Raw genomic sequence first — 13,692 nt, 5'->3', positions numbered from 1 at the left:
TTTAACCGCAGATGAAAGCAGATAAATATTTACAGGAATGCAAATGTCTTTTCTTCTTGCCAATTTACTGACTCTTCACGTTTTCCTAATTCAGCAAATATTTTACTTGCTAGTAAAACTGTCTGTAAATTAATACACATTTTTTCTGGATAATCTCCTACTTGCCCACCAACGACTAACTTTTCTATTTGTTCAGATTTAGAAAAATTAACCAAGTTATAAAAACTCATATTATCGAAAGTTACATTGACGATATATTTTCCCGCTTCACCACCGCCAATACTCATATAAGTTTCTTCATCTGCACCTAATGTCACTAAAGTTTTGCTCTTTCCATTTAATTCAAGAATTGCTGTTTCTATTTGCTGCCAACTTGGGTTTTCAATGAAACTACTTTCATCTTTATTGCCAACCCTATTTTCTATAGTGAGATTTGAAACAAACATTATTGCCTCCTTCTATTTGGGGGTTTAACAGCTATTGTTTTACTACCGCTTGGAGTAATAATTTCTAATTCCTCATTATTGCATTTTCTATTCTGTTTTTTTGGTTGGCTGATCGCATTTCCCTATTTTCTGTTTGTTTGCTTGGTGCGATCGAGCTTTTTTAAACCGCAAAGAACGCAAAGGAAAGATAGGGCGATCGCACTTTACTACTTTTGCTTATCATCTTCTTGTTTAACATCCGGCCAGCGATCGAAACCTAATAACTTACCAATTTCAGAATTTCTCCAAAAAGCTTGCCTTTCAGCATGAGTCACGATCGCATTTGTTCCAACTCGGACTTGTTCAGGAGTCAAAAATTCGGCGGACTCCCCATTGTCTTTCTTGTCTTTGGCAGAAGGTGACGACATTGTTTCTTTAGTTTTTGATTGTTTGGTTGCTGCGACATTACTATAATAGTAGAAGTAACAAATCATAAAGTACTTAAAATGCTGATAAATTATGTTGAAGCTGCAATGCGTCAAGCAAAGTATCAGTTGCTAGAAGATGGAACTTTTTACGGAGAAATCCCAGGATTGCAAGGTGTATATGCAAATTCAGAAACACTAGAATCCTGTAGAGAATTGTTACAAGAAGTGTTAGAAGGCTGGATTATTTTAGGATTGCGGTTGCAGCATTCATTACCAATTGTAGATGGGATTGATTTGAATCCACAATTAGAGGTAGCCTAATGCCGCCACTAAGAGCTATTAAACGCTTGGATTTGATTCGCTTTCTGAAACAGCTAGGATTTTCCGGCCCCTATTCGGGTGGGAAGCATCAGTACATGATCAAAGAAAATCTTAAAGTTTGGATTCCTAATCCCCATCAGGGAGATATTACTCCCGCATTGCTTGTTCAAATCTTGCGTCAGGCTGAAATCACCAGAGAGGAATGGGAGGAGTTATAAGCGCGATCGCACTTCCCTATTTTCTGTTTGTTTGTGGCGTGCGATCGATCTTTTTTTTGAACCGCAAAGAACGCAAAGAGCGCGAAGGAAAGAGAGTCCGATCGCATTTCCCTAGTTTCTGTTTGTTTGTGGTGTGCGATCGATCTTTTTTTGAACCACGAAGACACGATAGCGCAGCGAAACGCGATAGCGTTTTAGGACACGAAGAGAAGAGGAAGGCGATGATTTATACTGTATCTTTGTTGAGGATGCTGTTCGGAATTATTAGTAGTGCTATTGAGAATTTAAGCTTGGATAACTCAAACTTAAAGTACAACGACATTTCAAGTTCCAATTATCTTCATATTCATCCAGCTGAAAATGGCAGTCTGGGTATATTTTTTGTTGTTGCTTTATGACTCGTTTAGCCTGTTTTAGATCATGAACAGCCACAAGGCGAGTAGGGCCAGATTTACCTCCATCAGGATAAGTGACAGTCATATAGTAAGTTTTTTCCATGTGTATCTTTTAAAACAATCTTTATATTTTTTGCCATTATACAGTAATAGGAAGTTCAAAAAAATTTGCAATCCTCACTTTACATTCCTAAATAAAAGGCTTACTAAACAATTTATTGCTTCCCTCAAACTTAAAACTAACTCCTTAAACTCATAATTCTCTTAATCACTCTCACAACGTCGTAAAGTTCATTCACTTGCGGATTAACAAGTGTAAACTTTTTCGACAAAGCATACTGCCTTGACTGCTGATTCAACTTAATAAAAATATAATCTTCACCAGTCATTATTAACCCAAAAACAGGCGTTTCCAAATTAGGATTTGCCACCATATATGCTAAAGTTTGCGGCAATGCCTGTAAAACGCTAAAACTATATTGTTTCGCCTCTATTAACACAACCCAAAATAAATCTTTAATTACTAAAGCATCAATAAAACCCTCTAATTGAGTGTTTCCATTCTCAATTTCCACTTTGACAAACTTTTCGCCGCGAATCTTGAACGGAGAATCACACAATCCCAACAATTCTAAGAGAGGCGATAAAATAATAATGCTGACAGTTCCTTCTAAGACGAAACCATCAGCAGCATAATAAAGATAGCGATTTTTTAATCGATTTAGCGCCTGTTTTTCTTCTTCTGTCAGTTCCGGTAAATCTTGCCACCATTCAGTAAAAAAATTCGGCTCATTAGTTGGACTTAAATTTAACCTTTCATGAGCTACATTTAAATTAGTAATCGCTTTAGAAATTCCAACGACTTCAGGCATAAATTCTAACTTTTATTATAAAAAAGTTTCTGCCCAGACCCCCGACTTCTTGAAGAAGTCGGGGGTCTAGATCCAACTACGATTTTACCCAAAAATTCCGCCAAAAAATTCGATCGCTTCCCTCAAAGCAGCAATAAAAACATCAATCTCTTCCTTCGTATTGTAGAAATACAAACTCGCTCTCGCAGTAGATTGAGCTTTAATATAACGGTGTAAAGGTTGGGTACAATGATGCCCCGCCCTAATCGCCACCCCAGCTTGATCTAAAATCGTAGATAAGTCATGAGGATGCACATTTCCCGCAGTAAAAGAAGCGAGTGCCGCTCTATTTTCTCCTGTAGAATTAGCTTGAGGGCCATAAATTCTAATTTCGGGAATTTGGCGCAATTGTTCAAACAAATATGCCGTTAATTCGGCTTCGTAAGCATGAATTTTGTCCATGCCAATATTAGATAGATAATCAACAGCAGCACCAAGTCCAATTGCTTCAGCTATTGCCGGAGTTCCCGCTTCAAATTTATGAGGAATATCCGCATAAGTTGAATTTTCTAAAAACACATCGGCAATCATTTCACCACCACCCATAAAGGGAGGCATCGCCCGCAGAATTTTTTCTTTACCATACAAGAAGCCAATACCTGTTGGCCCACACATTTTATGTCCAGATGCTACCAGCCAATCACAGTCAATTTTCTGGACATCAATAGGCAGATGTGGTGTACTTTGGCAAGCATCAATTAATACTTTTGCGCCATATTTATGAGCAATTTCGGTGATTTCTTTAACCGGATTGATGCAGCCCAATGTGTTAGAAACATGAACGACGGAGACGAGTTTTGTTTTATCAGAAACTAGAGTTTTGTACTGTTCTAAATCGAATTCTTCGCTGGGTGTTAGTTCGACAAATTTTAATACCGCGCCTGTAGTTTTAGCTACTAATTGCCAGGGGACTAAGTTGCTATGATGTTCCATAACGGAGAGGATGATTTCATCTCCGGGTTTTAAGTGAGTTAAACCCCAAGCATAAGCTACTAAGTTAATTGCTTCGGAGGCATTGCGAGAATAGATGATTTCTTCGGGTAAGTTAGCATTAACAAATTTGGCGATTTTTACTCGCGCACCTTCGTAAGCGTCGGTAGCTTTTCCGCTTAAAGTGTGAACTCCGCGATGGACGTTTGAGTTATATTGTTCGTAGTAATTTCGCAGTGCGTCGAGTACCGCTAAGGGTTTTTGTGAGGTAGCGGCGTTGTCGAGATAAACTAAGGGTTTGCCGTTGACTTCTTGGTGTAAGATTGGGAAGTCTTTACGGACTATTTCGGCGAGGGTTCTTTCTTTTGTGATTGTCATTTGTTTTTTTTAACGCAGATGAATGCAGATGATTTATTAGAATTTTTGGTGTTGCCAGAAAGTCTTGGTTTTTTGAACGCAGATGAATGCAGATGAACGCCGATGAACGCAGATGTTTTTGTAGGTTACTGGTGAGGAGGCGAGAAGTTAATTTGCATTATTTCCCAGTCCCCAGTCACCAGTTCCGTAGGACAGGCATCCTGCCTGTCATTCTTAATTCATCCTGCCTGTCATTCTTAATTCATCCTGCCTGTCATCCCCAATTCCCCGTCTATCTTTCCATTTGTTTCACTACTGAATAAAGGGTTTCTCGCAGTGAGGGAATGGGTAATTTGTTGATGATTTCAGCGGCGAAGGCGTTAATTAAAAGGTTGCGGGAATCGTTTTCGTTTAATCCTCTACTTTGAAGATAGAAAACTTCTTCTGCATCCAGTTGACTAACTGTTGCGCCGTGCGAACATTTGACGTTATCAGCGGTAATTTCTAGTTGAGGTTTGGTGTCAACTCTTGCTTTGGGGGAGAGTAACAAGTTGCGATTTAATTGTCCTGCATTGGTGAGTTGTGCTGCTTGGGGAACGAAGACTTTTCCGTTAAATACGGCGTGTGCTTTATCGGCAACAATACATTTATGTAATTGGTTAGTTGTACCGTGAGGTTTGGTAAGATTGATGGCGCTGTGGGTGTCGGAAAGTTGTTCGCCAGCAATCATTGTTAAACCGTTGAGAACAGTTTCGGTTTGTTCGCCAGTTTGTAAAACTTCTAGGTTATGACGGGAGATTTTCCCACCTAAACTAATCGCATTACAAGTATAGCGACTGTCGCGAGATTGCGCGATCGCACTCTTCCCCACATGAATCGCTTCTCTACCCTCTCTCTGCAAGCGAATATGGTTAACGGCGGCGTTTTCTCCTAACCAAATTTGTGTCACTGCATTGGTGAAGGTGGCAACATTACCGATAACTGCAAAATCTTCAACAACGGTAACACTACTACCAGATTCAGCAACTATTAAACAGTGGGGTTGTGCCAAAATTGGAGTTTCACCTGGCATAGTAATAAATAACAGATGAATCGGAGTTTCAATCTGTTGATTTTTTGGCACATACACCACTGCTGCATCCGCCAACCCTGTAATATTTAGGGCGGTGAACACATCATTATATTGTTGTTCTTGATTGAGTAATTCGCGGATACGGGCGTGATAATTTCCTGGCGCATTCGATAAGTTCCCAGCAAAAAACTCCATCGCCAAAGTTGGCAACAGCGATGCTTCCATCGTTGACAACTGAGGTGCATAGTAACCGTTAACAAACACCACCCGCAATGGCAAAGCATCCTTAGCACTAACTGGCAAAGTTAAAGAAGACAAAGCCAAATTTGGTTCATGAGTTAAATCAGGAACTTGCAAAGGAATTTCTAAAAGAGGCGAGATATCAGTAAACCGCCATTCCTCATCTTTAGTAGTAGGAAACTTAGAAGCAAGCACATATTCCGCAGCAGCATCGCGCAAATCTTTTAACCCATAAGCGCAACCTTCCCGCTTACCTTTACCCAACTTGCGGCACTGATTTACCAACTCCGGCAGAAAAGTTTCTCTATTAGCAACTTGTGTAATCATCGTACCACCTCAGTTGCTTTTTCTTCCAATACCCAATCATAACCGCGAGCTTCTAATTCCAGGGCTAATTCCTTAGTTCCAGTAGTGACAATTCTGCCACCTTCCATCACATGAACATAATCAGGAATGATGTAATCCAACAATCTTTGATAGTGAGTAATTACCAACATGGCATTTTCCGCATTTGCCAATTGATTAACCCCATTTGCCACAATCTTCAAAGCGTCGATATCCAAACCCGAATCAGTCTCATCTAAAATTGCCAACTTCGGTTCCAACAACGCCATTTGCAGAATCTCATTCCGCTTCTTCTCCCCCCCAGAAAAACCTTCATTCACACTGCGGGTTAAAAAACTCGGATTCATCTTCACCACTTCCAACTTTTGTTCCACCAAATCTTGGAAATCAAAAGCATCCAACTCTTCCAAACCCTTACTCTTCCGGTGAGAATTATAAGCCACCCGCAAGAAATCCAAATTACTCACCCCTGGAATTTCCAAAGGATATTGAAAAGCCAAAAACACCCCAGTTCTAGACCTTTCCTCCGGTTCCATTTCCAAGAGATTTTGCCCTTGAAAAATCACCTCACCGCCAGTCACCTCATAAGCAGGATGTCCAGCCAAAACCTTAGAAAAAGTACTCTTACCCGAACCATTTGGCCCCATGATAGCGTGAATTTCTCCCGCCCTCATCTCCAAATTCAACCCCTTCAAAATCTCATTCCCATCAACATTCGCCCTTAAATCGCGAACCGACAAAATCACCGGACTATTCTCAACAATCATCTTTCCTCTCTTTTGCTCTTACTCTGTGTTCTCTGTGTCTGGAGCGGTTTATTTTCTGACATTACTTGAGCAACATTCTTGCCTTATCAGGACTCTTAGGATTGACAATCAATCTCTCATTTTTTGGGTCAATTAAAACATCCATTCCTTGGAGGGGAATTGCACCGAGTAAAACTTCAGATTCGCCCGGAACAACCAGCGCATCAGTAGTTACTCTCCGATTTTCAAACCTGATTTCTACTGGCCCAACAACAGGCAGGTTTATTACAGTTCCATCTGCTAATTCTGCTTGTTGTTCGTCCACTTTTCGCAGATTAAGTTGAGTTTTAATTGATTCAGGAATAGCCAGCATGGATGCACCGCTATCTACTAATGCTCTCACCTTGACTCGCCTGATTTGTTCTTCTTGCAGAAAACCTACTTCTAAGAGTGCCAAATCATCGCTGCGAATCAGTTCTATTTCTGCGTAAGTTATTCCCATGTTTGCTGTTTTCATGTCAACCTAACCATCCCTGTAGGTTGGTATTTTTTAGTTAATGGCAGGCAATAATGGTAATAATGGCAGGGTAATAATGGCAGGCAAGATGCCTGCCCTACAATTATTAACCAACTGAACCTTCCAACTTCAGACTTAATAAACGATTAGCTTCCACAGCAAATTCCATTGGCAACTGATTAAAAACATCCTTACAGAAGCCATTAATCATCATCGAAATAGCATCTTCTTCCGAAATTCCCCGTTGCGAGAAATAGAACAACTGTTCCTCGCCAATTTTAGAAGTCGAAGCCTCATGCTCCAATTTCCCTGTGTTATTCTGCACTTGAATATAAGGGAAAGTATTCGCTTGAGCATTATCCCCAATCAACATTGAATCACATTGAGAATAATTTCTTGCCCCTTGAGCTTTCGGCCCAATTTTCACCAAACCGCGATAACTATTCTTAGAATTCCCGGCAGAAATACCCTTAGAAATAATCGTGCTGCGGGTATTTTTCCCGATATGTACCATCTTGGTTCCAGTGTCAGCTTGCTGCTTATGATTTGTCAGCGCAACTGAGTAAAATTCGCCAACAGAATTGTCGCCAACTAACACACAGCTGGGATACTTCCAAGTAATAGCTGAACCTGTTTCTACTTGAGTCCAAGAAATCTTGGAATTCACACCTTGGCAAAGTCCGCGCTTGGTGACAAAGTTGTAAATTCCGCCTTTGCCGTTTTCGTCTCCGGCGTACCAGTTTTGTACGGTGGAATACTTGATTTCGGCATTATCCAAAGCTACTAATTCCACAACTGCGGCGTGTAATTGATTTGTATCAAACATCGGCGCAGTACAGCCTTCTAAATAGCTGACATAACTGCCTTCTTCGGCAACAATTAATGTCCGTTCAAATTGTCCCGACTCTCCGGTATTGATGCGGAAGTAGGTAGACAATTCCATTGGACATTTGGTGTTTTTGGGAATATAAACGAAGGAACCATCGCTGAAAACTGCTGAGTTAAGTGCAGCGTAGAAATTATCAGCTACCGGAACAACGCTTCCCAAATATTTCTGCACTAATTCGGGATATTCTTGCAATGCTTCGGAAATTGAGCAGAAAATTACGCCTTCTTTCGCCAATTTCTCTCTAAAGGTAGTAGCGACGGAAACGCTATCGAAGATAGCATCGACCGCAACGTTGGAAAGCCGCTTTTGTTCGGAAAGGGGAATTCCCAATTTCTCGAAGGTTTCTAACAGGGTGGGGTCTACTTCTTCGATGCTGTTGAGCTTTTTCTTTTGCTTGGGTGCGGAGTAGTAGATGATGTCTTGGTAATTGATTGGTGGGTAGGTAACATGGGGCCATGTGGGCTCTGTCATCTTTAGCCATTGCCGATACGCCTTGAGGCGAAATTCCAGCATGAACTCTGGTTCGTTCTTTTTGGCAGAGATGAGGCGAACTACATCCTCGCTTAGTCCTTTGGGGATGGTGTCTGCCTCGATGTCGGTGACAAAGCCGTATTTATATGGCTGATTGACTAAAGTTTTGACAGTGGCACTCATTATCGGTTCTCTCGTGTTCTCTTGTGTTCTACTCTTTGATGGAAGACGGGTGGTTGCCTTTGGGCTGACAGGCAGGATGCCTGTCCTACGTCCCGGTTCTACGTCCCGGTGCTTCCGTCCCTCTAGCAATCTGGGGCTAGACAGGTTAGGATCTAGTATGACTAAAACAACTAATTTGTTTTCTAAGTCTATTTTAAGCTACATTAACAACTAGTAAGTTGTCAAAGTAACATTTTCTGCATGGAGTCCTGGGAAGAAGATGACGACCACAGAGCAAACTTCGACTAAGCAAGATATCCTGGAACATCTATTGCAGCGAGGTCAAGCAACGGCGCTGGAATTGGCTGAGAGTTTGGATATCAGTCCTCAAGCAGTTCGCCGTCATCTGAAAGATTTAGAAGCGGAAGAACTTATCGAGTATGAGTTGGTGCAGGCGGGGATGGGGCGACCTCAACACGCTTACCGTTTGAGTCGCAAGGGGCGCGATCGCTTTCCCAACAATCATGGTAAATTCGCTGTATCGCTGTTGGATACGATCGCACAAACTCTAGGAAAAGAGCAGGTTAATAATATCTTACAGAAACAGTGGCAACAAAAGGCGCTGGAATATCGCGATCGCATCGGTAGCGGTAAACTGGGAGAGCGTGTTGCTAAATTAGTAGACCTCCGTCGCGCCGAAGGTTACATGGCAGAATGGTATCCCATCGAATCGGAAACTACTCAAAATGGGAATTGTTCTCAGTTCATGTTTACCGAACATAACTGCGCCATTTCTGATGTCGCGGAAACTTTCCCCAGCGTTTGTTCTCACGAATTAGAAATGTTTGCCACGATTTTACCAGACTGCACTGTTGAGCGTACCCACTGGTTAATTAATGGGCAACATCGCTGCGGTTATATGATTACGAAAAAATCCCGAAGTTAAGATATTAATTATGAATTCCCAAGGACAACCAGGAGCGCAATTTTTAACTTTAGAAGAGTCAGCAATGGTTGATAGTGCGTTGCTGGCAAATCATGAAAAGTTTTTAACTAGATTAACTATTTCCTCTTTAAAATTATTGCAGCATATCGCCCAAGAATATGGAATTGCTATTGAAGATTTAACAACTCAACAAATTATCGCTTGGTTTGAAAAAGATGGCAAAATTCGCCGGGAACAAGGTGTGGAAGCGGCGTTTTTGAAGTGGTAAGTAGGTAGATGTAAATAAAGTGAAAAATAAGGCGGGCAGGATGCCCGCCCCACAAGAGTTACAGCTTTCTTGTGGGGTGGGCATCCTGCCCGCCCCATCCTTAGATAACGAACGCGGTTCAAAAAAAGATAACTCTAGTTTTAAACTTAAGTTAAAATTTGACTACTAAGCTAGGTATTGAACCATGAAACATATTGCCGTAGAGGAGTTAGCAGAACACTCTATTAATTATCTTACAGGTAATGAAGCTTTAGCGATCGAACATAATGGCGAAGTAGTAGGATTTTATTATCCCAAAAAACGACCAAATCAGGAAGAAGTCGAGCGTGCTGTTAAACAATTGAGTGAAACAGTACAGCGCGTACTCGCTGAAACTGGGATGACAGAGGATGAATTAGCTGACCTTTTTGATACAAGCAAGCCGTTTCCTTATGATACTAATAGTTGACGCAAACATTTTAATAGGAGAACTGCTGCGACAAAGAGGGCAAAATTTAATTCAAAACCCCGAACTGATGCTTTACATTACTGAACAAGTTTTAGATGAAATTCAATATGAAATCAGACGACGGATACCGTTCATGGTAAGCCGAGGTAGACTAACTGAAGCAGATGCACAACTTTTACTTGCTCAAGCAATACATTTGATTGAAACTAAAATTACAGTCATTACAGAACCTAACTATATCCACTTAGAAACTGAAGCCAGAAATCGCATTCCTAGAGATCCAAATGATTGGTCAACTGTAGCGTTAGCATTATTAATGAATGCAGCAATTTGGACTCAAGACTGTGATTTTTTAGGTTGTGGTTGTCCAACTTGGACGACAGAAACTTTATTAATTCAAATGCAGACAAATCAAATATGAAATTTAAAACTATGAAACTTCACATTGGCGGAACAGAAGCACATCCCGAATGGAAAATATTAGACATTGAACCTCGTCCAGAAGTAGATTTTGTGGGTAATGCGGCGAATTTAGAACAATTTGCTGATAATTCCATTGAAGCGATTTATGCTAGCCATGTTTTAGAACATTTTTATCATCGTTTAAATGGTGAATTATTAAATACTTTAAGCGAATGGTATCGAGTATTGCAACCAGGAGGAAAACTTTATATTAGTGTTCCCAATTTACGGGTTTTGTGTTGGCTATATTTGAAAGAGAAATTATCTGTTTATGACCGCTATTACTTAATGGCGGTAATGTTTGGTGGTCAAACAAATGAGTATGATGTTCATAAAGTTGGTTTTGATTTAGAAATTTTATCCATGTTTTTAAAAGAAGTTGGTTTTCTCAACTGTAAAGAAGTAGAAGGTTTTGGTTTATTTAATGATACGAGTATTATGCGAATAGATAATATTTTAATCAGTTTAAATGTAATTGCTACTAAATAAACTAAAGTATGTTGTTGCGCTTTAGCGCTAAACAAGAGCGCTAAAGCGCAACAACGTACCAATTAATCTCCCAAACAAATGTTTAAACCTCTGGCGGTTTTAACTAGCATTCCATTGGGATCTACTGTACTATATTTGCCGATCGCTTCAGGAATTGGTACGCTCACTACTTGGCGATTTTGCCAACTTACCATGCAATCATAATTACCTTCAGCAATTAAATCAACTGCTGCTACGCCAAACACAGAACCAGTTAATCTATCCAATGGTGAAGGTGTACCGCCACGTTGGATATGTCCTAATACTGTTACTCTGGTTTCTGCACCGCTACAGGCACAAATTTTATCAGCCAAATATTGACCAATACCGCCATATCTGGTTTGTCCTAAACGATTTATATTCTTAATTGTTTCGCCATCTTCTGCCTTCACAGCTTCGGAAACAATTATCAAAGAATAGTTCTTTCCAGACTCTTGACGTTCCCGAATTTTTTCGCAAATGCTCTCCAGAGAATAAGGAATTTCTGGGATCAGAATTATATGAGCACCACCAGCAATTCCGGCACTAATTGCTATATGTCCAGCGTCACGTCCCATGACTTCTAAAATCATGACTCGGTTGTGACTAGCGGCTGTAAAATGCAAACGATCTAAGGATTCTGTGGCGATATTAACAGCTGTATCAAACCCAATAGAACGTTCTGTGCTCCCTACATCGTTGTCAATTGTTTTGGGAATAGCTACTAAATTCATCCCACCTTTTTGGGCAATCTTTCGCACAATGTCCATGCTACCATCGCCACCGATTACTATTAAGCAATCTAACCCTAATTGATGATAACCAGCGATAATTTCGTCTGATCGATCGCGTATTGTACCATCAGGCATGGGGAAAGCAAAGGGATCTCCCTTGTTTGTTGTTCCTAAATATGTACCGCCATAAGTTAACAACTCATCAATTTTATCCATCTCTAGTGAAATAAAGTCTGGAGGAGAACTCATCAATCCCATTGTGGCTTGACGAATCCCTAAAACTTTCCAGCCATAAGTTCCCACAGCACGGCATACTGCACCTCTAATTGCTGCATTTAAGCCTGCACAGTCGCCACCACTAGTTAAAATTCCAATGCGTTTTTGTTCTTGCATATCTTTGTCTTTAAGAGTAACTGGCATTAGTTAAGTAGTGAATTACTGGTAAGTAGCTATTGCTTAATTATTTGGAAAATATCTCACCTAAAGTTGCTCAATTCACTACCTAAAATTTGCTCTGACGGTGCTAATCTCAGAGGAAGTAATCCTACCGCAATCAAGTTCAATCTATCTAGGAGTTACAGATGATTCCGACAATTTCTCAGCTTCCTCTGGTACAACTTGCCTCTGGCGATCGCTTTTCCCTCCAAATATACAAATTCATTGGTTCCACCCCCGGTAAAAAAGCTTATCTTCAAGCCAATTTACATGGTGCTGAAATTGTTGGTAATGCCGTCATTCATCAGTTAATTGAGTTTTTGATTAGTATCAATCCCACAAATATTGCTGGTGAAATTTGGCTTGTTCCCCTCTGTAATCCTTTTAGCACAAACCAACGTACTCACTACTTTTCTACTGGAAGATTTAACATTTATGATGGTAAAGATTGGAATCGCATATTTTGGGATTTTGAAAAAGAATGTAAAGATTTGGAAATATTTGTTAAAACCCAACTAAATTTTGATGTTGATGCTATTAGACAAAATTATCTTCAGCGAATTAAACAAAGCTTTGAAAAACTAGCAGACAAAATAAATGCTCCCAGTGGATCACCTTTAAGCGAGTTATACCGATATCAATTGCAATCTCTATGTTTAGATGCCAATTATGTTATTGATATTCACAGTTCTAGCAATCAAGCGATCGATTATATTTACGGCTTTAAAGGTAGAGAAGAAAGCGCCAAAGCCTTTCTTTTAGACTATGAAATTTTACTCAACGAATATGACGGAGATGCCTTTGACGAAGCCTTCTTAAAGCCTTGGTTAGCCTTGGAAGATGCCCTAGCTCAACAAGGAAAACCGATACAATTCGATTTGGAATCGTGGACATTAGAATTAGGGTCTGGGATGCAAATGAATCCCGAATCAGTTGCCAAAGGAGTACAAGGAATTAAAAACTACTTAGCCCAAAAAGGTATCTTATCAATCCCAGGATTTCCCCTGCCAGAAACAGCAAACCATCAAATAAATTATACCCGAAAAACCCAACTAAAAAAATACTACGCGCCCATTGGCGGAGTAATTCAAAATCGCCTAAAATTAGGAACTTCAGTAACATCAGAAGAGCGAATTTACCAAATAATTACCTTTAACAAAGAAGGCAAATTACCAGTTATAATAGACGTTAACGCTGAAAAAAGTGGCATAATTTTCGACCTATCCACCAACCATTCAGTCAACCAAGCAGAATACGTCCTCACTATCTTAGAAACTGACACTTAAACTAACTCTAATATTAAAATAAGTAGGTGTAAATAAATAAAGTGATAATAGTTATCTAGGGATGGGGCGGGCAGGATGCCCACCCCACAAGAGTTATAGGTTTCTTGTGGGGTGGGCATCCTGCCCGCCAAAGTTTTCAGTTTATTTATATCTACCTACTTAGTACGTTGTTGCGCTCG

At 40.2% G+C, this 13,692-nt stretch carries 18 protein-coding genes; 9 read left to right on the top strand and 9 right to left on the bottom strand.

Annotation, left to right across the window (positions count from 1 at the left end; all coding sequences use genetic code 11):
- Nucleotides 1–29: 29 nt before the first annotated feature.
- Together ACE1CI_RS01430 and ACE1CI_RS01425 are read right to left on the bottom strand one after the other, a co-directional pair.
- Nucleotides 30–446, bottom strand: a complete 417-nt coding sequence (locus ACE1CI_RS01430) for an Imm1 family immunity protein (protein ID WP_413267787.1) — start codon at nt 444–446, stop codon at nt 30–32.
- 206 nt (nt 447–652) lie between these two features.
- Nucleotides 653–853, bottom strand: a complete 201-nt coding sequence (locus ACE1CI_RS01425; RefSeq protein WP_413267788.1) for a hypothetical protein — start codon at nt 851–853, stop codon at nt 653–655.
- 78 nt (nt 854–931) lie between these two features.
- Between ACE1CI_RS01425 and ACE1CI_RS01420 the strand changes: the two genes are divergently transcribed.
- Genes ACE1CI_RS01420 through ACE1CI_RS01410 form a run of 3 tightly spaced genes read left to right on the top strand, consistent with a single transcriptional unit; the run spans nt 932 to nt 1,790 of the window.
- Nucleotides 932–1,174 carry a type II toxin-antitoxin system HicB family antitoxin gene (locus ACE1CI_RS01420; protein WP_413267789.1) on the top strand — a complete coding sequence of 81 codons (243 nt, stop codon included), beginning with the start codon at nt 932–934 and terminating at the stop codon, nt 1,172–1,174.
- Nucleotides 1,174–1,392 (top strand): type II toxin-antitoxin system HicA family toxin, encoded by a 219-nt coding sequence (locus ACE1CI_RS01415; RefSeq protein ID WP_413267790.1) that lies wholly within the window; start codon nt 1,174–1,176, stop codon nt 1,390–1,392. The genes ACE1CI_RS01420 and ACE1CI_RS01415 overlap by 1 nt, the downstream gene beginning before the upstream one ends.
- Nucleotides 1,377–1,790: a hypothetical protein gene (locus tag ACE1CI_RS01410; RefSeq protein WP_413267791.1), complete on the top strand. Its 414-nt coding sequence runs from the start codon at nt 1,377–1,379 to the stop codon at nt 1,788–1,790. Before ACE1CI_RS01415 ends, ACE1CI_RS01410 begins: the two co-directional genes overlap by 16 nt.
- Nucleotides 1,791–2,026: 236 nt before the next feature.
- Here ACE1CI_RS01410 and ACE1CI_RS01405 read toward each other — a convergent pair whose 3' ends face one another.
- The 6 genes from ACE1CI_RS01405 to sufB form a co-directional block, all read right to left on the bottom strand.
- Nucleotides 2,027–2,659 (bottom strand): type I restriction endonuclease subunit R, encoded by a 633-nt coding sequence (locus ACE1CI_RS01405; RefSeq protein ID WP_413267792.1) that lies wholly within the window; start codon nt 2,657–2,659, stop codon nt 2,027–2,029.
- 84 nt (nt 2,660–2,743) lie between these two features.
- Entirely contained in the window at nt 2,744–4,006 is a 1,263-nt protein-coding gene (locus tag ACE1CI_RS01400) for a SufS family cysteine desulfurase (protein ID WP_413267793.1), read from the bottom strand.
- Nucleotides 4,007–4,277: 271 nt separating this feature from the next.
- A complete protein-coding gene (sufD, locus tag ACE1CI_RS01395; protein WP_413267794.1) occupies nt 4,278–5,624 on the bottom strand; it encodes a Fe-S cluster assembly protein SufD in 1,347 nt (448 codons plus the stop codon).
- Nucleotides 5,621–6,409: a Fe-S cluster assembly ATPase SufC gene (sufC, locus tag ACE1CI_RS01390; protein ID WP_413267795.1), complete on the bottom strand. Its 789-nt coding sequence runs from the start codon at nt 6,407–6,409 to the stop codon at nt 5,621–5,623. Before sufC ends, sufD begins: the two co-directional genes overlap by 4 nt.
- Before the next feature lie 61 nt (nt 6,410–6,470).
- The gene (locus tag ACE1CI_RS01385) at nt 6,471–6,905 is read right to left on the bottom strand and encodes a clan AA aspartic protease (protein WP_413267796.1); all 435 of its coding nucleotides are present in this window, start codon (nt 6,903–6,905) and stop codon (nt 6,471–6,473) included.
- 106 nt (nt 6,906–7,011) lie between these two features.
- Nucleotides 7,012–8,448, bottom strand: a complete 1,437-nt coding sequence (sufB, locus tag ACE1CI_RS01380) for a Fe-S cluster assembly protein SufB (protein WP_413267797.1) — start codon at nt 8,446–8,448, stop codon at nt 7,012–7,014.
- A gap of 259 nt (nt 8,449–8,707) precedes the next feature.
- Between sufB and sufR the strand changes: the two genes are divergently transcribed.
- The 5 genes from sufR (at nt 8,708) to ACE1CI_RS01355 (ending at nt 11,040) form a co-directional block, all read left to right on the top strand.
- A complete protein-coding gene (gene sufR, locus ACE1CI_RS01375) occupies nt 8,708–9,373 on the top strand; it encodes an iron-sulfur cluster biosynthesis transcriptional regulator SufR (protein ID WP_413267798.1) in 666 nt (221 codons plus the stop codon).
- Nucleotides 9,374–9,383: 10 nt separating this feature from the next.
- Nucleotides 9,384–9,641 (top strand): NDH complex assembly factor CRR9, encoded by a 258-nt coding sequence (locus tag ACE1CI_RS01370; protein ID WP_413267799.1) that lies wholly within the window; start codon nt 9,384–9,386, stop codon nt 9,639–9,641.
- A 184-nt stretch (nt 9,642–9,825) separates the two neighbouring features.
- Nucleotides 9,826–10,089, top strand: a complete 264-nt coding sequence (locus tag ACE1CI_RS01365; protein WP_413261248.1) for a hypothetical protein — start codon at nt 9,826–9,828, stop codon at nt 10,087–10,089.
- Nucleotides 10,073–10,510: a PIN domain-containing protein gene (locus ACE1CI_RS01360; RefSeq protein WP_413261247.1), complete on the top strand. Its 438-nt coding sequence runs from the start codon at nt 10,073–10,075 to the stop codon at nt 10,508–10,510. The genes ACE1CI_RS01365 and ACE1CI_RS01360 overlap by 17 nt, the downstream gene beginning before the upstream one ends.
- Nucleotides 10,507–11,040, top strand: a complete 534-nt coding sequence (locus tag ACE1CI_RS01355; protein WP_496615183.1) for a methyltransferase domain-containing protein — start codon at nt 10,507–10,509, stop codon at nt 11,038–11,040. Before ACE1CI_RS01360 ends, ACE1CI_RS01355 begins: the two co-directional genes overlap by 4 nt.
- Nucleotides 11,041–11,102: 62 nt before the next feature.
- Here ACE1CI_RS01355 and ACE1CI_RS01350 read toward each other — a convergent pair whose 3' ends face one another.
- Nucleotides 11,103–12,185: an ATP-dependent 6-phosphofructokinase gene (locus ACE1CI_RS01350; RefSeq protein ID WP_413264584.1), complete on the bottom strand. Its 1,083-nt coding sequence runs from the start codon at nt 12,183–12,185 to the stop codon at nt 11,103–11,105.
- Nucleotides 12,186–12,373: 188 nt separating this feature from the next.
- Here ACE1CI_RS01350 and ACE1CI_RS01345 point away from each other — a divergent pair, with 188 nt between their 5' ends.
- On the top strand, nt 12,374–13,513 hold the full coding sequence (locus ACE1CI_RS01345; protein ID WP_413264583.1) for a M14 family metallopeptidase: 1,140 nt from the start codon (nt 12,374–12,376) through the stop codon (nt 13,511–13,513).
- Nucleotides 13,514–13,692 lie beyond the last annotated feature (179 nt).

This window comes from Floridaenema flaviceps BLCC-F50, assembly GCF_041929275.2.
Taxonomy (GTDB): domain Bacteria; phylum Cyanobacteriota; class Cyanobacteriia; order Cyanobacteriales; family Aerosakkonemataceae; genus Floridanema; species Floridanema flaviceps.
This window is presented reverse-complemented; position numbering and strand designations above follow the sequence as displayed.

What these genes read in the sequence shown, in the direction of transcription:
- ACE1CI_RS01430 (WP_413267787.1), bottom strand. Translation starts at nt 446, where the DNA reads ATGTTTGTTTCAAATCTCACTATAGAAAATAGGGTTGGCAATAAAGAT.
- ACE1CI_RS01425 (WP_413267788.1), bottom strand. Translation starts at nt 853, where the DNA reads ATGTCGTCACCTTCTGCCAAAGACAAGAAAGACAATGGGGAGTCCGCC.
- ACE1CI_RS01420 (WP_413267789.1), top strand. Translation starts at nt 932, where the DNA reads ATGCTGATAAATTATGTTGAAGCTGCAATGCGTCAAGCAAAGTATCAG.
- ACE1CI_RS01415 (WP_413267790.1), top strand. Translation starts at nt 1,174, where the DNA reads ATGCCGCCACTAAGAGCTATTAAACGCTTGGATTTGATTCGCTTTCTG.
- ACE1CI_RS01410 (WP_413267791.1), top strand. Translation starts at nt 1,377, where the DNA reads ATGGGAGGAGTTATAAGCGCGATCGCACTTCCCTATTTTCTGTTTGTT.
- ACE1CI_RS01405 (WP_413267792.1), bottom strand. Translation starts at nt 2,659, where the DNA reads ATGCCTGAAGTCGTTGGAATTTCTAAAGCGATTACTAATTTAAATGTA.
- ACE1CI_RS01400 (WP_413267793.1), bottom strand. Translation starts at nt 4,006, where the DNA reads ATGACAATCACAAAAGAAAGAACCCTCGCCGAAATAGTCCGTAAAGAC.
- sufD (WP_413267794.1), bottom strand. Translation starts at nt 5,624, where the DNA reads ATGATTACACAAGTTGCTAATAGAGAAACTTTTCTGCCGGAGTTGGTA.
- sufC (WP_413267795.1), bottom strand. Translation starts at nt 6,409, where the DNA reads ATGATTGTTGAGAATAGTCCGGTGATTTTGTCGGTTCGCGATTTAAGG.
- ACE1CI_RS01385 (WP_413267796.1), bottom strand. Translation starts at nt 6,905, where the DNA reads ATGAAAACAGCAAACATGGGAATAACTTACGCAGAAATAGAACTGATT.
- sufB (WP_413267797.1), bottom strand. Translation starts at nt 8,448, where the DNA reads ATGAGTGCCACTGTCAAAACTTTAGTCAATCAGCCATATAAATACGGC.
- sufR (WP_413267798.1), top strand. Translation starts at nt 8,708, where the DNA reads ATGACGACCACAGAGCAAACTTCGACTAAGCAAGATATCCTGGAACAT.
- ACE1CI_RS01370 (WP_413267799.1), top strand. Translation starts at nt 9,384, where the DNA reads ATGAATTCCCAAGGACAACCAGGAGCGCAATTTTTAACTTTAGAAGAG.
- ACE1CI_RS01365 (WP_413261248.1), top strand. Translation starts at nt 9,826, where the DNA reads ATGAAACATATTGCCGTAGAGGAGTTAGCAGAACACTCTATTAATTAT.
- ACE1CI_RS01360 (WP_413261247.1), top strand. Translation starts at nt 10,073, where the DNA reads ATGATACTAATAGTTGACGCAAACATTTTAATAGGAGAACTGCTGCGA.
- ACE1CI_RS01355 (WP_496615183.1), top strand. Translation starts at nt 10,507, where the DNA reads ATGAAATTTAAAACTATGAAACTTCACATTGGCGGAACAGAAGCACAT.
- ACE1CI_RS01350 (WP_413264584.1), bottom strand. Translation starts at nt 12,185, where the DNA reads ATGCAAGAACAAAAACGCATTGGAATTTTAACTAGTGGTGGCGACTGT.
- ACE1CI_RS01345 (WP_413264583.1), top strand. Translation starts at nt 12,374, where the DNA reads ATGATTCCGACAATTTCTCAGCTTCCTCTGGTACAACTTGCCTCTGGC.